The 19,946-nt window shown below is 70.8% G+C and carries 12 protein-coding genes; 3 read left to right on the top strand and 9 right to left on the bottom strand.

Annotated elements, in window-relative coordinates; all coding sequences use genetic code 11:
• Nucleotides 1-51 precede the first annotated feature (51 nt).
• A complete protein-coding gene (locus tag BLU81_RS22465) occupies nt 52-11,820 on the top strand; it encodes a hybrid non-ribosomal peptide synthetase/type I polyketide synthase (RefSeq protein ID WP_092546473.1) in 11,769 nt (3,922 codons plus the stop codon).
• On the opposite strand, the gene BLU81_RS22460 is transcribed toward BLU81_RS22465, so the two are convergent.
• On the bottom strand, nt 11,814-12,536 hold the full coding sequence (locus BLU81_RS22460; RefSeq protein ID WP_092546472.1) for a GntR family transcriptional regulator: 723 nt from the start codon (nt 12,534-12,536) through the stop codon (nt 11,814-11,816). The genes BLU81_RS22465 and BLU81_RS22460 overlap by 7 nt on opposite strands.
• 70 nt (nt 12,537-12,606) lie before the next feature.
• On the opposite strand from BLU81_RS22460, the gene deoC reads away from it, so the two are divergent.
• Together deoC and BLU81_RS22450 are read left to right on the top strand one after the other, a co-directional pair.
• Nucleotides 12,607-13,302 (top strand): deoxyribose-phosphate aldolase, encoded by a 696-nt coding sequence (gene deoC / locus BLU81_RS22455; RefSeq protein ID WP_092546471.1) that lies wholly within the window; start codon nt 12,607-12,609, stop codon nt 13,300-13,302.
• A gap of 91 nt (nt 13,303-13,393) precedes the next feature.
• On the top strand, nt 13,394-14,254 hold the full coding sequence (locus tag BLU81_RS22450; protein WP_092546470.1) for a hypothetical protein: 861 nt from the start codon (nt 13,394-13,396) through the stop codon (nt 14,252-14,254).
• A gap of 13 nt (nt 14,255-14,267) precedes the next feature.
• Here BLU81_RS22450 and BLU81_RS22445 read toward each other — a convergent pair whose 3' ends face one another.
• The 8 genes from BLU81_RS22445 to BLU81_RS51605 all read right to left on the bottom strand — a co-directional run bounded on the left by BLU81_RS22445 (nt 14,268) and on the right by BLU81_RS51605 (nt 19,926).
• The gene (locus BLU81_RS22445; RefSeq protein ID WP_092546469.1) at nt 14,268-15,167 is read right to left on the bottom strand and encodes a GlcNAc-transferase family protein; all 900 of its coding nucleotides are present in this window, start codon (nt 15,165-15,167) and stop codon (nt 14,268-14,270) included.
• Nucleotides 15,164-16,090: a hypothetical protein gene (locus BLU81_RS22440; protein WP_092546468.1), complete on the bottom strand. Its 927-nt coding sequence runs from the start codon at nt 16,088-16,090 to the stop codon at nt 15,164-15,166. Before BLU81_RS22440 ends, BLU81_RS22445 begins: the two co-directional genes overlap by 4 nt.
• 92 nt (nt 16,091-16,182) lie before the next feature.
• On the bottom strand, nt 16,183-17,211 hold the full coding sequence (locus tag BLU81_RS22435; RefSeq protein WP_092546467.1) for a hypothetical protein: 1,029 nt from the start codon (nt 17,209-17,211) through the stop codon (nt 16,183-16,185).
• Nucleotides 17,211-18,131: a hypothetical protein gene (locus BLU81_RS22430; protein WP_092546466.1), complete on the bottom strand. Its 921-nt coding sequence runs from the start codon at nt 18,129-18,131 to the stop codon at nt 17,211-17,213. The genes BLU81_RS22435 and BLU81_RS22430 overlap by 1 nt, the downstream gene beginning before the upstream one ends.
• Nucleotides 18,128-18,631: a type VII secretion system-associated protein gene (locus BLU81_RS22425; protein WP_172890602.1), complete on the bottom strand. Its 504-nt coding sequence runs from the start codon at nt 18,629-18,631 to the stop codon at nt 18,128-18,130. The genes BLU81_RS22430 and BLU81_RS22425 overlap by 4 nt, the downstream gene beginning before the upstream one ends.
• Nucleotides 18,619-19,206, bottom strand: a complete 588-nt coding sequence (locus BLU81_RS22420; RefSeq protein WP_157751737.1) for a type VII secretion system-associated protein — start codon at nt 19,204-19,206, stop codon at nt 18,619-18,621. The genes BLU81_RS22425 and BLU81_RS22420 overlap by 13 nt, the downstream gene beginning before the upstream one ends.
• Entirely contained in the window at nt 19,203-19,799 is a 597-nt protein-coding gene (locus tag BLU81_RS22415; RefSeq protein ID WP_092546464.1) for a type VII secretion system-associated protein, read from the bottom strand. Before BLU81_RS22415 ends, BLU81_RS22420 begins: the two co-directional genes overlap by 4 nt.
• Nucleotides 19,792-19,926 carry a hypothetical protein gene (locus BLU81_RS51605; protein ID WP_269461085.1) on the bottom strand — a complete coding sequence of 45 codons (135 nt, stop codon included), beginning with the start codon at nt 19,924-19,926 and terminating at the stop codon, nt 19,792-19,794. The genes BLU81_RS22415 and BLU81_RS51605 overlap by 8 nt, the downstream gene beginning before the upstream one ends.
• Nucleotides 19,927-19,946 lie beyond the last annotated feature (20 nt).

Genomic DNA, 19,946 nt, shown 5'->3' with positions numbered 1-19,946 from the left:
GGACGTGCCAGGTGGAAACTGAGGTTTGCACCCGCCGATAAGGTCCTGATCATGACGCTGACCGATGCCCTGGCCCGAGCCGCCGCCGAAGCGCCAGGCCAGGGCGTCATCCACGCCGACCCGTCCGGCGACCGTTTCGTCAGTTATGCCGAACTGTATGCCGACGCCCTCCGCGTCGGCGGCGGCCTGCACGCGGCCGGGCTCACCCCCGGTACCACCCTGATGATCGTCACCGACGACAGCGCCGACTTCCTGGCCCTCTTCTGGGGCGCGATCGTCGCCGGAATCGTCCCGGTTCCGCTGCCGCCGGAACCCCACCGCCTGGCCACCGTCCGTACCCACCTGGACGCCGCCCACCTCGCCGGTGACACCGCGACGCCCGGCGCGACCCTGCTGTCCGCCCGCGACCTGCGGTCCGCGTCGCCGCTGCACACCCCGGTTGCGGTACGCCCGGACGACCTCGCCTTCCTGCAGTTCTCCTCCGGCAGCACCGGCACTCCCCAAGGTGTCGAACTGACCCACGCGAACGTGCTCGCCAACCTGGCACAGGCATCCCGCAGCGGCCAGGTCAGCTCCGCCGACGTGTTCCTGACGTGGATGCCGTACTTCCACGACATGGGCCTCATCGGCACCCACCTGACCCCACTGCACAACCTGTGCCGCCAGATCCGGATCAGCCCCCTGACGTTCGCGAAACGCCCCGAGACCTGGCTGCGCACCGCCGCCCAGCACCGCGCCACCGTCCTGGCCGCGGCCAACTTCGCCCTGGCCCTGACCAACCGCCGGGTCCCGGAGGAAGTCCTCGACACCCTGGATCTGAGCAGCGTCCGCCTGTTGATGGTCGGCGCCGAACCCATCTCCCCGTCGGTGTGGCGCACCTTCGCCACCCGGATGACCAGGGCGGGCCTGTCCCCCGGCGCGGTCCAGCCGGTGTACGGCCTGGCCGAAGCCACCGTCGCGGTCGCCTCCCCACCGATGGGCGAGGTCGCCACCCCCGTCCGCCTCCACCGGTCCGCCCTGGCCCGCGGAGTCGCCGTCCCCGCCGCCTTCGCTGCTTCGCCGCTCTCCTCTTCCGCCGGCCATTCGGCTTCGTCTCCGGTTTCGCCTGTGGAGTTCATGGACGTCGGCTATCCGGTGCCCGGCTGTGAACTTCGGATCGTCGACGACGAGGGCCTGCCCCTGGAGGACGGCCTGGTCGGGCACATCCAACTGCGCGGCCCGAACGTCACCCGCGGCTACCACCGTTCCCCGCAGGCCACCGCCGACCTGTTCGACGGCTCATGGCTCCGCACCGGCGACCTGGGCTTCCTCCGGTCCGGCCGGTTGTGCGTGACCGGCCGCCACAAGGACGTCCTGTTCGTGAACGGCCGCAACTTCCACGCCGCCGACCTGGAAGAAGTGGCCGCCGCCACCCCCGGCCTCAGACCCGGTCCGATCGCGGTGGTCGGCGCCCCCGACCCGGTATCCGGCCGCGAACAGGTGGCGGTCTTCGTGGCGGCCCCCGCAGTTCGCCCCGACCCATCGGCGTTGACCGCCCTGATCCGCTCCCGGGTAGCCGAGGCCCTGTCCTACGACCAGGTCCACATCGAGGTGGTCCCCTCCGGCACGTTCACCCGAACCACCAGCGGCAAACTACGCCGCCACCCCTTCCGCGACCGCCTCACCACACCCGGGCCTGCGTGGCCCTCGCCCGAGTCTGTTGCGGCTACCCCGCTCATATCTGCTGCGTCGGCCCCGCCCACATCCACGCTCGCTGCGCCGCTGCCGGTCTCCGGTTCGCTGCGGTCGCGGTCCGCCGAGCCGGATCAGGGGCGCGCTCATCCCCGGCCGGTGGCGTCGCTGTCGCGGACCGAAACGGAACACATCGTCCGGGAGATCTGGGCGCGGGTGCTCCGGATTCCGGCGGAGACGATCGGCCCCGACGATCGTTTCCTGGCAATCGGCGGTTCGTCGCTGGGCGCGATGGAGGTACTGGCCGATCTGGAGGACCGCTTCGGCCGAACCTTCGACCCCGCGATGCTCCGGGACTGCGCCACACCAGCCGCCCTCGCCGACCGTCTCCTGACAACCGGTGCCGGTCCTCATGCCGGTCCTACGACTGCTGCTCCTATGTCTACTGGTTCTATGCCTGGTCCTGACGGGCTTGCGATCATCGGGATGGCCTGCCGTTTTCCGGGGGCGGACACGCCTGAGGAGTTCTGGGACAACCTGGTGGCCGGCCGGGACAGCGTCACTCCGGTGACCCGTTGGGCCGGCGGGGGACAGGGTGCGTTCCTCGCAGATCCCGCACAGTTCGATGCCGGATATTTCGGAATCGCCGAGGAAGAAGCCCGTCTTCTCGACCCGCACGCCCGGATCTTCCTGGAGTTGGCCCACGAAGCCCTGGAACGTTCCGGATACGCCGGTCCCCGCCGGCACGGCCGACGTATCGGTGTCTTCGCGGCGGTAGGCGAGAGCGCCTACCCCGAACTCATGACCGCATCCAGCCCGGCCGGCTTGGCCGGTGGCGGCGGCGCGCACGCGCTCACCGGAACGCTTCGTAACCTGATCGCTGCCCGGGTCGCTCACCTGCTGGATCTGCACGGTCCGGCTCTCGCTGTCGACACCGCCTGCTCGTCGGCGCTGGTGGCGCTGCATCTGGCCCGCCGCAGTCTGGAGGCGGGAGACTGTGACGTCGCCGTGGTCGGCGGCGTCAACCTGAACCTGACCGCTACCGGCGAGACCCTGTTGTCCCAGGCCCAGGCCCTGTCCCCGACCGGTCGATGCCGGGCGTTCGCGGCCGGCGCCGACGGTTTCGTCCCCGGTGAGGGCGGCGCGGCCCTGGTGCTGACAAGGCTCGCCGACGCGGGCGACGACCGGATCCTGGCGGTGGTACGGGGCAGCGCGGTCAACAACGACGGCCGCTCCCTGAGCCTGATGGCCCCGAACCCGCTGCTCCAGCAACAGGTGATCGCCGACGCCTACCGCGACAGTGGCGTGGACCCCGCCGAGGTCACCTATGTGGAAGCGCACGGCACCGGTACCGCGGTCGGTGACCCGATCGAGGCCCGTTCCCTGGCGCACGCCTTCCCGCCCCGCGCCGACGGCCGTCCCCGCCTGCTGGGCTCGGTCAAGACGAACATCGGTCACCTGCTCAACGTGGCCGGTCTCCCCGCCTTGGTGAAGGTGATCCTGTCCCTGCACCACCGCCGGTTACCGCCGTCGTTGCACCACGACCGCCCGTCCCCCCGCTTCGACCTGACCGCGGCCGGCTTCGAGGTGGTCACCGAACATCGCCCCTGGCCGGCCCCACACACGGCTGGTGTCAACGGCTTCGGCTTCGGCGGCACCAACGCCCACGTGATCCTCTCCGCCCCACCTATCGCCGCATCCGTCGATCCACCCGTCGCCTCCCCACCCGCTTTCGCAGCGCCCGAGCCTGAGTCCGCGTCCGGGTTCAGTGCCAGCCGCGCTGAGGAGGAGCCGCGTCTACTGACTCTTTCGGCTCGTTCAGCCGGGGCTCTGCATGCGGCTGCCCGTGAACTGGCCGATCACCTGCGGGCGTACCCGCGGCTACGGACGGCGGACGTGTGCGCGACCGTGTCGACGGCGCGGGACGACGGGCCGTACCGGGTGGCGCTGGTGACCGGGAATGATCTCCCGTCGCAGTTGGCGGCGGTCGAACCGGGGCCGCCGATGGGCCGGCCCGCACGGGTGGCGTTCCTGTTCGGGGGACAGGGCACGCAGCGTCCCGGACAGGGCACGGAGCTCTATCGGAACGCTTCCGTCTTCCGGGCGACACTAGATGAGGTCTCGGCGGCGGCCGGAGTCATCGCCGGCCGAACCCTGGTCGACTGGTGCACCGACCCCGCAGTGTCCATGGAGGATCTGGCCCGTACCGAGGTGACCCAGCCGTTGGTTGTCGCCTTCGGGGTGGCGCTGGCCGCGCAGCTCGCCGCCTACGGCATCCGCCCGGCCGCGGTCACCGGCCACAGCCTCGGCGAACTGGCCGCCGCCGTGTCCGCCGGCCACCTGACCGCGGTCGAGGCCGTACTGCTGGCGAAACAACGCGGCCACCTGACCGCTGAACTCGCCGGACCAGGGGCGATGCTCGCGGTAGCCGCCTCCACCACCGAGGTGACCAGACTGCTGGGCGAGAGCCGACCGCCCAGATCCGGCCCGGAGATCGGCGTGGAGGCCGGCCCGGAGATCGTGGCGACGTCCTGGTCCGGTGTGGTCGTCGCCGCGGAGAACTCGGCGAGACGGGTGGTCCTGGCGGGCAGCCGGGAGGCAATCGACCGGGCCGAGGAGCAGTTGGCGGCCGCTGGTGTGGTCACCCGGCGCCTGGCGGTCTCGCACGCCTTCCACTCACCGGCCATGGAACCTGTCGCCGCACATCTGGCCCATCTCGCTCCTGTTCTCCGGGCGGGGACGATTCCGCTGCTCAGCACCATGACCGGCGACTGGCTGGCGAGTCTCGACGGCACCTATCTCGCGGCGCAGGCGGTGCGCCCGGTCCGTTTCGCGGCGGCGGTCGCCCGTCTGCAGGAGGCCGGTTTCGACGCGATGGTCGAGGTGGGCGCGGCGGTCACTCTTTCTCATCTCGTACGGGGAACGAATGTCCTCTGCCCCGCCCCCACTCCGGCGGATCTCCTGGCCGCCGCCGGTACGTTGTGGGAGAGGGGTGTCCCGCTGGACCGCACCCATCTGGACAGTGGCACTCGCCGGGTGGAGGTCCCGACCTACCCGTTCCAGCGCAGCCACTACTGGATCACCGATCCGGCCGCGCCCGCTGATCCCGGCCATGCCCTTCTCGTTCCCGCTTGGACCGAAGCCCCACCTGCGTCCGTCAGCCACTCGGCAGTTCCACGGCCCGCGGCCATTGGTGAGGGTGAGCCGGCGACGGTGGTGATCGCGGGCAAGGGCGGTGTGGCGGCGGCGCTGGCCGCGATCACCGAGGTGCCGAGGAACGGCCGCCTTCTGCTGGTCACCCGAGATCTGTACGCCACCGGCATCGGAAGCGCCCACCCCCGGCACGCGGTATGGGCCGGTCTGGCGATGGCGTTCGCTGACGAGAACCGGGCCGCGGGCGTCCGAATCGTCGACCTCGGTTCAGCGGATTCGAAACAACAGCGACGGGCCGCCATCGCCCACGAGCGCGCGGCGCCACCGGCCGCCGGCCCTGCCGAGATCGTCGCGTGGCGCGGCGGGCGGAGGTTGACCAGGGAGTTCGTCCCCGCCGCAAGTGCCAGAGGTGCCGGAAGTCCCGGAAGCACCAGGGACGCTGGAGGTGCCGGAAGCGCCGGAAGTCCCGGAGGTGCTGGATCGATGGCGGCAGCCGCCGGGCCGGGTGGGGGCGCCCGGTCGTTTGTGCTTCCGGCTGACGGCAGCTATCTGATCATCGGCGGAGCCGGAGCGGTCGGCACCGAGATCGCCCGTGACCTGGCCCGCCGCGGGCGTCCCCAGTTGGTGTTGACCGGACGTTCCGCTGAACAGGCGGCCCTGCTGGCCGAGTTGCGCAGATCCGGGGCCACCGCGGAGTACGTGGTCGCCGACGTGACAGTGCCGGAACAGGTCGACTGCCTGCTCGCCGGGCGGCGTTTCGACGTGGTGGTGCAGGCGGCCGGGGTGGTCCGGCCGGGCAGTCTGCGGGCGAAGACCCCGGACGACGTGACCGCCGGACTGGCCGCCAAAGTCCGCGGGACGAAGCTGCTGATCCGGGCGCTGACGGCCCGGCACGCGGCCGACGGTTCGGTGATTCCGCTGGTCGTGGCCCTGTCCTCGGTCTCGTCCGTGCTGCCGGGCCTGGCCGGGGCGGTCGGTGACTACGTCGCCGGGAACCTTCACCTGGACAGTCTCGCCGCGGCCGAACAGTCCGCCGGCCACCCGTTCGTGGCGGTCAACCTTCCCGCGCTGACCGGCGGTGGTCTCGCCGCCGCCCACACCGTCGCCGGCGAGGGCCTGCCGATCGAACGAGTCCCGGAGATCCTGTGGGCAGCGGTCGCCCTCGGCGTGCCCCAGGTGCTGGTGAACGCCCCGGCCAGGCCGGCCAACCACCCGCCATCCCGGCCGATGACGACGCCGGCCGAGGAGCTTGACCGGCCGGATGGCGGCGGGTGGGGTCGGGACTCGCTGGTTGCGGTGGTTCGGGAGATGCTGGCCGGGCCGTTGGAGAGGGCGCCGGAGAGCATCGGGGTGGACGAACCGTTCCTGGCGCTGGGGCTGGACTCGCTCACCGCTGTCGACCTGGTCAAAGAGTTGGAGACCCGGCTGGGACGGACGCTGTCCACCACCCTGTTCTTCGAACACCGGACCATCGCTGAACTCACGAGTCATCTTGCCGGTCCGGGGACGTTCCCGTTCAGTCCGGTGCAGCGGGCGTTCGTCACGACGGGACGGCTCTATCCGGAGGTTCCGGCCTACGCCTACGTGCGGCAGACCCTGAACGGTCCGGTCGATACGGTTCGGCTGGGCTGGGCGTTCGCCGAACTGGAACGGCGTCATCCGATGCTCCGGGTGCGTTTCGGGCCGGACGGCCAGCGCTTCCTACCAGCGGATCCGGTCATCTCGTGGCCCGCCTGGTTCAGCGTTGAGGAGCCGAGGCGGCCGGTCGAGGTGATCGATGCTGAGGTGCGGAATCGGCCGTTTGATCTGGGGCGGGAGGCGCCTGTTCGGGCCGTGCTCGCTGGAGCGGATCTGATCGTGGTCGTGCATCATGCGGTTGCTGACGGGTTCAGTCTTGCGGTACTCGGGGACGAGCTGTGGGCGCTCTACCGAGGGGCGGAACCGGGTGCCGCGCCGGTGGCCACGTTCGCCGATCACGAAGCTCGGCGGAGCGCGCCCGTGGTGTCCGATCTGGATCACTGGCAGCGGGTTCTGGACGGCTGGCCGCGGCTGGCTCTGCCCTTCGACGGAGATGCCGGAGCGGAACCGCGAGGGCCGTACGCGGTACGACAGAAGGTTCTGGACGAGGGAACCACCCGGAAGTTGACCGCTGTCGCACGTACCGCTGAAGTCTCGGTTTTTCATGTGCTTTTAGCAGTTTATGCCCGATGCCTGGCGCGGTGGAGTGGGCAGGACGCCGTGCCGGTGTCGGTGGCCCGGGCGGGACGGGCCGCACGGGTGCCGGGAGTCGAGCGGATGGTCGGGCCGTTCGCCGACACGCTGCCGGTGCTCGCCGACGTGCGACCGGGCGAGTCCGTGACCGCACTCGCGGCCCGGTTGCGCGACCGCTGGCTCGCCGCCGAACAGCACGACTCGGTCTCGACCGTCGACCTGGCCCGTATGCTCGCCGCCGCGGGCACCGGCCCCCGAACCGCGAGCCCGGCTGGTTTCAGCTTCGCCCGTTTCCCCGGGACCGGCACGACCGCCGCGAACGTCCGGGCCACGACCGCCGGAACCGCCTCAGCCGCGACCCGGCTGGGCCTGGTGTGTTTCGAGGCCCACGACACCCTCCACTTCTCCTGGAACTACCCGGAGCACCTGTTCAGTCCGGCAACCGTGGCCCGCCTGGCCGAGGACCACTTGGCCGAGATCAACGCCCTGACAACCGCACCACCGGCCGAGTCGAGACCGGCCGCGCAGTCGAGACCGGCCGCGGAACCGAGACCGGCCGCGGCGCCGGGATCGGGCGTCGAGTCGAGACCGGCCGTTGTCGTGGGTCCGGGATCGGTCGGTGTCGTGGAGCGGATTCGGGAACAGTGCCGGCGCACGCCGGACGCGATAGCAGTCCTCAGCGACGGCTGGCCGCTCACCTACCGTGAGCTGGATGTCCGATCCGACCGTCTCGCGGTCCGTCTCGCGGCCACCGGGGAACGGCGGGTCGGCCTGCTCACCGGCCCCGGCGCGGACACCGTCATCGGGCTCGTCGGCATTCTCAAGGCGGGCGCGGGTTGGGTCCCGATGGACGTCTCGCACCCACCGGCCCGCCTGGCGAGCCAACTCGAACGCGCCGGAGCGGGAGTCGTGCTCTGCGATGCGGGAAGCCGCACCGCCGCGAAGGCGATCGGACTTCCGCTGATCGATGGCGATACCTGGCGGGCCGCCAGCGAGGTTCCGTTGGCCGGCGATGGGGCGCTGCCGGCCAACGGTGAGGTTCTGGTGGCCGCTGGCACCGAGGTGGGGCCGGGGGAGGTCGCCGGGGTTCCGGTGGTGCGGGTCGAGCTGGACGATACGGCGTACGTCATCTTCACCTCGGGTTCGACCGGTCGGCCGAAGGGTGTCGCCGTCACGCACCGTTCCATGATCAACTACCTGGACTGGGCGATCACCACCTTCGGTTACCGGTCGGGGGACCGGCTCGCGCAGACCGCGTCGATCTGTTTCGACGCCTCGGTGCGGCAGATTCTCGCCCCGCTGCTGGCCGGAGCCACCGTCGTGGCCTGGGACCGGGACACCGTTCGCGATCCGGAACTGCTCGCCCAGCGCCTTGAACGCGACCGTGTCACGGTGTGGAGTTCCGTGCCCACGCTGTGGGAACGCCTGCTCACCGCGGCCGAGAAGACCCGGGCCGACCTGTCCCGGCTACGGTGGGTGCACGTCGGCGGTGAGGAATTGTCGCCCGCCCACGTACGGCGCTGGTTCGACCTGCTCGGCCCTGGTCAGCGGATCACCAACCTTTACGGCCCGACCGAGACCACCATCAACGCCACCTGGCACCTCATCGACACCCGCCCGGCCGACGACGCCATCCGGCTGCCGATCGGGCGCCCCATCGGCGGCGCGACGGTCGAGGTGATCGGCCCCGACGGACAGCCCGCCACCGACGGGGAGATCCACATCGGCGGCCTCGGCCTGGCTGACGGTTACCTCGACGATCAAGAGCAGACCGCAATGGCTTTTGTCGTACGTGGGGACAAGCGCTGGTACCGCAGCGGCGACCTGGCGCACCGTGACGCCGACGGCTTGCTGTGGTTCCGGGGCCGAGTCGACGACCAGGTGAAACTGCACGGCTACCGGGTCGAGCCGGCCGAGGTGGAAGCGGTCCTGCGCCAGATTCCGTCAGTGGACCGAGCCGCTGTCCAAGTGGTGGACGGCCGCCTGGTGGCCTGGGTGCAGTCGTCGTCGGCCGACCGCCCGACTTTGCGAACCCACCTGCGAACTCTGCTCCCCGACTACCTGATCCCCGGCCGCCTCGAAATCGTCACCGGCCTACCCCTGACCGCAGCCGGCAAAATCGACCGGGCAGCCCTGTCCGCGCTGTCCCCGAAACCCGCACCATCCCCGAAGTCCGCGCTGTCCACGCAGGTCGAGCCCGCTACCGCGACCGAGCAGTTGCTCGCCGACCTGTGGAAACGACAGCTGGAGGTCGAGCAGGTCAGTCGTGGGGATGACTTCTTCGCGCTGGGTGGAGACTCGATCGGGGTTCTCGAACTCTTCGCCAGCCTGGCGGAACACCGGACAGCACTGCCCCGCCCCACGGTCCTGTATCGAAACCGCACCCTCGCCGAACTGGCCACCGCGATCGACACCTTCACCGCCGAAGCCGTCAGCGGCGGGGACAGTGGTGGGGAAGTCGAGGGCGGAGTGGCCAGTGGGGAATACCCGGTCAGTCTCACGCAGCGTGGCTTCCTGCTGGCCGATGCAGTCGGGGCGCCTTCGACCTGGCTCGCGGCGCCACGCTTGAGTGGACCGCTGGAGCTGGAACGGTTCCAACGAGCGGTCGATGTGCTGGTCGAACGGCATGCGATGCTGCGTACCGTCTTCCCCCGCGATGCGAGGCCGCCGGTACAGCGGGAGATCGCGGCGGCCCGGTTGACCGTCGGCTACCTGGAGACGCCCCGGCCGCTGGACGAGGAGTTGTCCGCCGAGCGTGAGCATCGGTTCGACTCGGCGGAGTGGCCGCTGGTCCGGTTGCGGCTTCTCCGGTACGGCCCGTCCGATCACGTGCTCGTCGTGCACGCGCATCACCTGGTGGGAGACGGGTACAGCGTCGCGCTGCTGATGCGGGAACTGCTGGCCGTCTACGACGGGGAGACGCTGCCCGTGTTGCGGTCCACGTTCCGCGACTACGTGTCCCTGCTGGCGACGATCCGGCCGGAAGTGGCACCCCATGACGGCGGCCCGCTGGTCACCGGAGGCGAGATCGCGACGGCCGGTGTCACCGTCACCGAACGGAATGTCGCCGCACTGCGAAAGCTGGCCGTCGACGCTGGTGTGACACCGTTCGTGCCGGTACTCGCGGCCTACCGGCAGGCGCTGGTGCAGGTGATCGGCCGGCCCGACCCGGTGATCGGGGTCGCGGTGACTGGCCGTGACCACGCATTGACGGACATGACCCGAATTTTCGGCCCGTGTGCCACTGCGGTAGCGGTCCAGGTCAAAGAAGCGACGGCACGGCGAACGACGGACGCGGAGGTGGTGGGCGCGGAGATCGCGGTCGCGGAGGTTGCGGGCGGCGAGTGCGTGCGAGGAGTGGGTCTGGCTGAGGTGGCGGCTGCTGTTGATGAGGCGCGGAATCGGTCGTTCACTGCGCCCCAAGGCTGGCAGTACTTCTTCACCCACCTCGAATTCGGTGCGCCTGCGCCGGGTAGGACCTTGTCGTTGGCCTGGGATGACATGGATGCGGAGTTGGCGGTTCCGCCGGGCACCGAGGTGCTGCTCGCGGTTCGGCCGGTTGCGGGAGGAGGGCTGCGCCTGACACTGCGCGGTCGTCTTGCCAAAGAGACGTTGGATCGGCTGGCCATCGCCATCAACAATGATATGAACCGAAGAATCGGTCAGGGAAAGGGCGTTGGCGCGCGCGCCGGTCGTGGGACGGCGCTGGACTCAGATGCGGCGCTGGATTCGGCTCTTGTCGGGTATCTGCCGGCTCCGGCGCATTGGGGGGCGCTGGCCGGCGGGCTGCCGGTGGAGATCAGGGCGATGCTGGTGGGGCTGGATCGGGAGAGTCTGCGGGCGGCGATCTTCCCCGATGGCGGGGCTCGGCTGCTGGAGACGGTGGAGACGCCGTTGGGGCGGTCGGGGTTTGTGGCGGTGCCTCGGTTCGCTGATGAGCTGGGGCATACGGGGCTTGCCGAGGTGGCCGCGGGCGGTGTTGATCTGGCTGCTGGTCTCGGGGCCCGGACGGTTTCGCTGGCGGGGATGATTCCGGCTTTGACGGGATACGGGGCGGCGCTCACCCCGTACCGCCGCAAGGAAGTTGATCTGACCACCGGTCATGCGGTGACCGCCGCGTCGGTCGTGCGGACCACCTTCGCCGCGTTGGCCGCCCAAGGCCGTGAGCTGCGGGATTGTGTGGTGGCGGTGCTGGGGGTCGGGTCGATCGGCGACTCGTCGCTGAGTCTGCTGCTGGCTCGGGCGCCGGAACCGCCGGCGGGGCTGATCCTGTGTGATCTGCCGTCGGCGGCGGGGCGGCTGAAGGACCTGGCCGCGACGCTGGACATGCCGGTGGAGACGGCCACGGACGGGCCGGCCGCGGTCTATCGGGCGGATGTCATCGTGGCCGCTACCAGTGGCGGGCCGAACACTCTGGACGTGGATCGGCTGAAACCGGGCACGATTCTGATCGACGACTCGTTCCCACACTGTTTCGACACCGGGCGGGCGCTGACCCGGATGCGGGAGCGGGGGGACGTCCTCATCGTCGGGGGTGGTCTTCTCGACTGCGGTGACACGCGCCGGATTCCGGCGGAGGGACTGCCCGCGGTGAACGCTCAGTTGCCGGGTTCGATCGCGTCTTGTCAGCTGGAGTCGTTACTGCACGCGACGATGCCGGGACTACCGTTGGTGACCGGGCCGGTGGATGCGGAGCGGGCGGCGGCCTACTGGGACGCGCTGGAAGCCGCGGACATCGCGGCGGCCCCGCTACATCTGCTGAACCAGCTCCGGGGAGATCATTGAATCAGCGGCTCGACGCCGAACGCGACGTCCAGCCGGTACCGGCTTCCGGCGTAGCGTGACTCGCTCATTTCGAGCGGCCGTTCCTGCTGGTCGAGGATCAACCGTTCCTCGACCAACAGCGCCGACCCGACCGGCACGCCGAGTTCCCGGGCGTCCTCCTCGGTCGCGGACTGGGCGCCGATCGTCGACGTCCCGCGGACGGGCGTGTGCCCGAGGGTGACCAGGGCCTCGTGGACCGATTTCGACAGGTCGTGGTCGAGGAGCCCGGCGATGGTGCCGGGGTACATGGCGCGTTCGAACGCGATCGGCTCGTCGTCGGCGAACCGGACGCGGTGGATGGCGTAGACGTCGCCCTTGCGGAGCCGGAGCCGGGTCGCCTCGATCGCGGTCGGTGGCCGGAGCTGGGCGACCAGCACCTTGGCCCATGGTCGTTTGCCCTGCTTACGGATCTCCTCGCTGAGCCGGATCAGGTGGTCGGCGCGGCGGGGACCACTGGGCACGGCGACGAAGGTGCCACGGCCGGGGGCGCGGTAGACGAGCCCGTCGTTGACGAGCTGGGTGACGGCGGCGCGGGCGGTCATCCGGCTGACGCTGTGTTCGCGGGCGAGTTCGGGCTCGGACGGCAGCGGGTCGTGTGGCCGGGACTTGGCGATGAGGGCGCGCAGCTCCTGCTCGATGCGGAAATAGCGCGGTGCGAAATCGGGATTCCCGGACATGAGGCACACCCTACAAGTCCGCACAGGCTGTCTAGACAGCTACCTGTCTAGACAGCTAATGTCCGATCTCATGAACCTCACCGTGCCGCAGATCGCCAAGATGATCGATCACTCCATCCTCCGGCCCGAGTTCACCCTCGAGGACGTGCGCGAGGGTTGCGCGATCGCCAAGAAGTACGACGTCGCCTCGGTCTGCGTCCGGCCCAGTGACGTCTCGGTCGCCGTGGATCTGCTGCGCGGCACGAACGTCGCGGTCGGCACGGTGATCGGTTTCCCGCACGGTGACACCGCGACCGCCATCAAGATCGCCGAGACCGAGCTGGCCGTGCACCAGGGCGCCACCGAGATCGACATGGTTCTCAACATCGGCTGGCTGCGCTCCGGCGACATCGCCGCCGTCGAGCACGAGATCGGCATGATCGTGAAGGCCGCCGGTGCCGCCCACGTGAAGGTCATCCTGGAGACGGCGTACCTCACCGACGAGCAGAAACTCGCCGCCTGCTGGGCCTCCGAGCGGGCCGGCGCGGCGTTCGTGAAGACCTCCACCGGCTTCGCCCCGAAGGGCGCCACCATCGACGACCTCGCGCTGATGCGCTCGGCCGTTTCGCCGAAGGTCCAGGTCAAGGCATCCGGCGGCGTGCGCACGCTGGACTCGATGATCGCGATGGCCGGGGTCGGCGTGACCCGTTTCGGCACGTCGTCCACCAGCGAGATCCTGACGGATCTGGCCCGCCGCCAGGTCTCGGTCTCCGGCGGCCGCGCGTAGATCCTCACGATTCTGCTCCTCAGCCCTCAGGTTTCGTGGCCGAACTATCGCCAGACGGGCCGCGCCGGGCCTGCCGGACCGAGGAGTCGTCGTGACCGTTCCGTACACGCCGGGTGGTGCCCCGCAGGCTTCGGCCGCGCCGCGCCATCCGGCCTTCGCGCCGCGGTCCCTGTCGACGGCGGGAGACCCGGGTGGACCGCCGTTCGTGCCGCGGTCCCAAGCGACGGCCGGTGGCCCGGATCGTCCGGACCACGTGCCGCGGTCCCTCGCCTCAGCCGGGGCCGGGGAGCGCCCGGGTTTCGTCGCGCCCGCGTTGTCGTCCGCGCTGTCGCCGACGGGACAGCCGGATCAGCACGGCTTCGTCGCGCCGTCGTTCTCGTCGGGCCAGGAGCCGGAGCGGCCCGCCTTCGTCGCGCCGCCGCTGTCGCACCCCGCGGCGCAACCGGGGAACTACGGTCTGCCGGCCATCGCGCCGAACCTGTTCGGCGGGGCCCCACGGTCCGCTGAGCACCCGCCGGAGACGAATCCGCGGAACCGCCGGTTGTTCCGGGTCGCGCTCTGGACCGCCGTCACCGGGCTGGTGCTCGCCGGTGTCTCGGTGCTGGGGGTGCGGTTGTTCCTGATGGCCTCCGGGATGTCGGTCGTCCCGGAACTCACCACGGCGGAGGCCGCCGCCCGCTGCGAGGACGCCCTGACCAACGAGGTGAACCGCGGCCTGCAGGCCGCGCTGATCGCCGACCGCCGGATCAAGTCGAACCTGCTGACCGGGGTCGAGGTCGGCGAGCCGAAAGCCGTCGACGGCGGGTTCGACGTCGACGGAACCGGACGTTTCACCGTCGCCACCGGGAAGAAGAAGGCGAAGCCGGGCAAGGTTCTGCTGACCTGCATGGTGCGGCGGGACGGCGCCGGCCAGATCGTCACCACCGTCACGACCAAGGCCAAGAAGGGCTGACCGGACCCGGCGGCTACAGCAGCACCAACTCCTGGGCGAGAGTGTCGGTCCACGAGCGCCGGACGAAGTTGCACCCGGAATGCTCGATGAACTGCCGCAAAGTGCGAACCGTGCCGATGCCGAGCCGCTCGACGGGCGGGCTGTGCAGCATGTAGAGCACCCGGCGGCGGCTCAGTTCCTCGAGCCGGGCCCAGTCCTCGGCGGCGTGGTCGCTCCAGTGCCGGGGCTTGTCCTCGCGGATGTAGTAGTGCCAGGTCAGCACCTCGGTGGGGTGGAACAGGTCGTAGCCCCAGGTGAAAGCCCGCAGAGCGAGGGTGATCTCCTCACCGTGGAAGTAGATGTCCGGGTCGTAGGGGACCTCGGTGGCGAACGAGCCCGGAGCGAAGAGGAAACCGGCGGCCAGGAAATTCGCGGGTTTCGGCGGGACACCCGGCGCGGCACCCTCGATGAGCCGTTGACCGAACATCGGGATGCCGAACGTCGTCCAGTCGTTGACGAGGATCTCGGCCGGTTGCCCCTCACCGGTGAACTCCTGGTCCGGTTCGTAACTCGCCGGGTACGCGGTCAGGATGGGCTTCTCCACGCCGGTCTCGGCAGCCATCCGGATCATCCGGACATCCCAGTCCGGGGCGAAGCGGGTGTGGCTGTCCACCTGGAGCAGCCAGTCCTCGCCGCGATACTGCTGGAACGTCTTGTCCCTGGCCCAGCAGGCGCCCCGGCTCTCCCGGGCGTCGTACTCGTAGACGTCGACCTGGGGCAGGTCCCGGATCGCGGAGATGTCCTCGTCACCGAGGTGCTGCCAGCAGATCGCGATGCGGAGCTCGTCCGGCCGGGCCGCCTTGGCGACACAGTCCAGAACCGTCGGGACCAGTTCCCGGTCGCGGTACGACGCGATCGCCACGAAGATCGTCACGGCGCCGGGACCACGGCGTGCGACTGGAACAGCACAGCCAGCGCGCGGTGCTCATCGGCGGGATCGGTCACCGGGAGCAGCCGGCCGCACGACCGGATGTGCCCGGTGAACTCCGGCTGCGGTGCCAGGCCGTACTCCCGCAGGTAGTAGGCGACGGACTCGGGCCAGAGCCAGCGCCCGTCGGTACGGTAGGTCGCCGGGACGACCTGGCCACGGCCCGGCTCGACCACGTCGGTCATCCGGGAGGTGGTGGCCAGCACCGGAGAACCCGCGTCCAGGTAGGCCGCCACCTGCGCCAGGTCGTCGCCCGACAGCCGCTCGTGCTCGGGGCCGAACCGGGCGCCGGCGTCGTCGACCACGTCGAAGACCCGGGCGATCCGGAGTGGTTCGGTGTCCCGGTCCACCCAGAGCAGGGCACTGGAGTTGCGGGCCGCGGCCGTGTACGGCGCGAGCTTGCCCCCGGTGGGGTACACCTCGACCAGGGGTGCCGTGATCCCGATCGCGGCCAGAGTGCGCATGATCGCGGCCGCCGTCCCGGCCAGTGGCCCGGTGGTCTCGACGACGTAGACCGGGGCGGGCGGGATCACCGACGCCGCCCACTCCGGAGCGATCCGCCAGCTCCGCCACAGGGCGACCGCCCCGGGCTGTTGCTCGGCGGCCCGCACCGCGGCCTGGTCGGGCCCGTCCATCAGACCCACCCGGCCGGCCATGTCGGTCAGCGGCGGGGCCTGGCCGCTGAACGCACGTTTGCCGCCGGGCTGGGACGCGGCGAAGGTGAACGCCAGTTCGACAGTGCTCTCCGGCTCGGGAAGCGGCACCGTGCCGGTGTCGGCCAGCCGGAGCCGTGCCTCGGCGAGCATCGCGTCGGGGACCCGGCCGCCGAGGTTCAGCAAAGCGGTGTGGAACTGGTCCTGGTCGGTCATCCCGGAATTCGACCACGCCGGTGCGGGACGGCGCGGAACCGGGACGGCTGCCGTGCCCCAACGGACCGCAAGCGGGTCCGTTCGTACCCCGGTCATCCGGCCGCGGGCGCGGTCAGCTCGACCAGGGCGCGGTGCTCGGCGACCGCGGACGGCTCGGCGAAGACATGGTCGCGTCTCCGGATGTGGGCGAGGAGATCCTGGTCCGGGCTGAGCGCGTAGGAACTCAGGTAGTGAGCGACCGCGTCCGTCCAGATCCAGATACCGTCGGTGCGGAACGTCATCGGGATCACGCCCCCGGAGCCGGGATCGAACACGTCCGGCTCGGTGACGGCGGTGGCCATCAGCACCCGCCCCCGCCGCAGATAGTCCAGCACCCGGGTCCGCTCGTCGCCGGAGGAGAGCAGAGGGTGGCCGGCGTCGAACCGGCCGCCGAGGACCGGGTCCCAGGAGTCGAAGACCCGCGCGACGGTCACCGGCTGTGCCGGCTCAGCGGCCCAGAGCAGTGCGGACCGGCCCAAGGCCAGACGCTGGTACGGCGGCAGGTCGATGCCCGCACCCCAGACCTCGGCCTGCGGGGCGGTGACACCGGCCCGGGCCAGCTCACCCTGCATCCAGTCGGCCAGGCCGGGCAGGCTCGCGAGGTCGGAACCAGCCTGCAGCAGGTAGATCGGGGTGGGATCCGCCCCGCGGGTGGAACGCCAGGACCGCCACAGACCGAGGGGACGGCCGACCTGGTCCAGGGCTTTCAGCGCGGCCCGGTCCGCGATGGCCGGTAACCGTTCGCCGGAGCTCAGATCCAGGACGAGGGGTGGTGTGGCGGCGGGAGCGAGGACGGGCGTGAACGTGTGATCCAGGCCCGGTTCCCCGGTCGCGGTCGGGGCACCCGCGAGCAGGGTGATCTCCGGGACACCGGGCAGCATCCGGGCGAGCAGCCCGGCGTCCTCGGGCCGGATCGGGATCCGCTCCGCGAGTACCACGCCCAGCAGCGAGCGGGCCACCTCGGACAGCCGGCCCTCCGCGAGTCGGGCCCGCAACAGGCAGACGACGTCGTCCGGGGCCCGGCCCGCCACCCGGAGCAGCAGCAGGTGCAGGCGCGGAAGAACACGATCGTCCGCGGACATCAGGGCATCGCTCCGGCGCGCACCAGAGACGCCAGCGCCCGGTGAACGGCGACCGCATCCGCCGGAGCGTGTGGTTCACCGACGCGAGACCGCAGGTGGTTCAGCAGGCCGGGGTCGGCCAGCGCGGCTTCCGCGAGCAACCGGTCGGCCACCGTCGCCGGCCAGACCCACTCACCGTCGGTGTGCAGGCCGGACAGGACAGCCGGCGCCGACCGCAGGTAGGTGACGAACGGCAGGATCTCGTCGTCGTCCACCGGGGCCGAGGCGGTACCGTCGGCGGCCAGCCGCACCTCACCGGGCGGCCAGGGCGCCCAGATCAGCGCGGACCGGGACCGGGCCGCCCACTGATAGGCCGGCAGCGGAAGACCGGGCTGGAAGACCTCGACCAGCGCGGCGTGACCGGCCGCCGCGAGCGCCCGCTGCCCCTGGACGGCGACCGCCGGAAGCTCGTCGAAGGACTCCATCGTCTCGACCAGGTAGACCCGGACCGCGCTCGCCTCGTCGCCGGGCCCGAGGTCGAGCCGCCAGGATCGCCACACCCCGGTCGTACGCCGGAGGTCCAGCACCTCGAGCAGGGCCTGATCGAGGTCGTCGACCACACCGCCCGCGGTCTCGTCGACGACCGGCGGGGAGGACACCCGGTAGTACGGCAGGTCAGCCGGCGGAAACGGGATGAACGGCGTCACCGGAGCGGTGTCCAGGTCGTCGTCGGCGGCCGGAGCGGGCAGCGGCGTGCCCGGCGGCAGCAACCCGGCCAGGGCGGTGATCTCCTCGCCGGCCTGCGGGAACGCCCCGAGGAGACGGGCGGCGCAGGTGGCTTCGTCACCGTCGATGATCAGCGTGCGCAGCTCGGCGAGTTCGCCGTCGGGGATCCGGCCGGCGGCTCGCAGGCAGAGCAGGTGCAGGACACCGGCGCTCATCCGGCCGCCTCCCGCAGGAAGTCCACGGCCAAGCGGACCGGAGCCGGCCCGCCCGGGTTGAACAGTGCGTCGTAACCCTCCGCGGCGGTGACGGCCAGAAGCTGATCGAGGTCGGTCAGCCGCCACTCCGGCGCCGCCACCCGCTGCCGGTGCGGTGCGCTGGTCGCGACGATCACACAGCGGACGTCGTCGGGAGAGCGGTCCACCAGCGGATTGCCGTCACCGTTCATCGCCAGCTCGAACGTCGAGTCACGCAGGACCGTCCGGAGCTGCGCCATCTCCGTCTCACCCGACAGCGCGAGCCGCAACAACGCGTCGATCGGATCGGACGGGGACTCCTCGAAGCGAGGGAAGTACTCCGGGTTGCTGCGGAACCGGCCCATCGTGCCGTCCGGCTCGACCGGCCACATCCCGATGACCGCCTCGAACGGCGGCTCCTCGTCGTCGCTCTCCCACTCCGGATCGACAAGCAGCAGGAAGTCGTCGTTCACAGCTGCCACGGCACGACCTCCAGGCGACGGTCGCCCAGCGACTCGCGGATCACCTCGTACGCCTCGACGATCTGTTCGTCGCTCATCAGCAGGGACTCCCGGATGAAGTCGCCGATCAGCCGGAACGGCACCGGGCTGCCCGGGTTGAACAGCACGTCCACCCGGTCCGGCAGCAGTGACACCAGCTCGGTGAGATCGATCCGCCGCCACTGCGGCGCGGTCGCCTGCTCCCTACGGGGGCCGCTGGTGGCGATCACCACGCACGGGACGTCGTCCGGCGACCGCATGATCAGCGGGCGGCCGTCGCCGTTGAGCGCCACCTCGAAGAGCGAGTCCCGCAGGATCAACTGGATCTGCTCGGCCCGCACCTCGGCCCGGCCGGCCAGCCGGAACATCGCGTCGAGCGGGTCGGCGACCGCGTTCAGGTCGCGCGGCCGATAGTCCGGGTTACCGAGGAACGACCCGACGGAGCCGTCCCCGGCCAGCGGCCACACCCCGATCACCGCGTCGAAGTCCGGGACCGTCTCCGCCTCAGCCGGCGCCCAGTCCGGATCCATCAGCAGGAAGTAGTTCTCGGTGGTCATCGTGCGCCCATCTCCCACGGGACGACGGCCACGCCCTCCTCGTCGCGGAACGCCGCGTGCAACTCGGTGACCTCCTCGTCGCTGAGGCGCGCGGTGTGCCGCAGGAAGTCGCCGGTGAGGCGGACCGCGGCCGGGCCGTTCGGATTGATCATGACGTCGATGCCGTCGGCGAGCCGCTCGACAAGCGTCTCCAGCTCGATCCGGTGCCACTCCGGGGCGAACGTGCGAGCCTGATGCAGTCCCGAGGTGGCGACGACGACACACGGCACGTCGTCGGGGGAACGGACGATCAGCGGGCGGCCGTCGCCGTTCATCGCCAGGTCGAGCAGGGTGTCCCGCAGGACCAACTGCACCTGTTCCATCCGGGCGTCGCCGCGCATCGCCAGGCGCAGCAGCGCGTCGATCGGGTCGGTCGGCGACTCCGGGCGCAGCGGCACGTATTCCGGGTTGCTGCGGAACCGGCCCATCGAGCCGTCCGCGGCGATCGGCCACAGACCGACCACGGACCGCATCGGCGGTGTCTCGTCGCCCTCCCGGCGCTGCCATTCCGGGTCCATCAGCAGGAAATACGTCTCGTCCGGCCGGTCAGCCATGATTCTCCTTCTCCGGCGCGCGCCAGCAGCATGGCGAGCGCGCGATGCTCCGCGCCCGCGTGAGATCCAGCAGCGCGGGACCGGGCGGATCGGGCGTGGCGGAGAACTCGCCGTCGAGATCGGCCATCGTTCCCCTCACCTCCGGCC

The organism is Actinoplanes derwentensis, from assembly GCF_900104725.1.
Classification (GTDB): Bacteria; Actinomycetota; Actinomycetes; order Mycobacteriales; family Micromonosporaceae; genus Actinoplanes; species Actinoplanes derwentensis.
The sequence above is the reverse complement of the archived record's forward strand: the minus strand, read 5'-3'. Positions and strand labels throughout refer to the sequence as shown.

Bases quoted from the DNA above. Each gene is read 5' to 3' on its own strand.
- BLU81_RS22465 (WP_092546473.1), top strand. From the start codon at position 52: ATGACGCTGACCGATGCCCTGGCCCGAGCCGCCGCCGAAGCGCCAGGC.
- BLU81_RS22460 (WP_092546472.1), bottom strand. From the start codon at position 12,536: ATGTCCGGGAATCCCGATTTCGCACCGCGCTATTTCCGCATCGAGCAG.
- deoC (WP_092546471.1), top strand. From the start codon at position 12,607: ATGAACCTCACCGTGCCGCAGATCGCCAAGATGATCGATCACTCCATC.
- BLU81_RS22440 (WP_092546468.1), bottom strand. From the start codon at position 16,090: ATGACCGACCAGGACCAGTTCCACACCGCTTTGCTGAACCTCGGCGGC.
- BLU81_RS22435 (WP_092546467.1), bottom strand. From the start codon at position 17,211: ATGTCCGCGGACGATCGTGTTCTTCCGCGCCTGCACCTGCTGCTGCTC.
- BLU81_RS22430 (WP_092546466.1), bottom strand. From the start codon at position 18,131: ATGAGCGCCGGTGTCCTGCACCTGCTCTGCCTGCGAGCCGCCGGCCGG.
- BLU81_RS22420 (WP_157751737.1), bottom strand. From the start codon at position 19,206: ATGACCACCGAGAACTACTTCCTGCTGATGGATCCGGACTGGGCGCCG.
- BLU81_RS22415 (WP_092546464.1), bottom strand. From the start codon at position 19,799: ATGGCTGACCGGCCGGACGAGACGTATTTCCTGCTGATGGACCCGGAA.
- BLU81_RS51605 (WP_269461085.1), bottom strand. From the start codon at position 19,926: ATGGCCGATCTCGACGGCGAGTTCTCCGCCACGCCCGATCCGCCCGGT.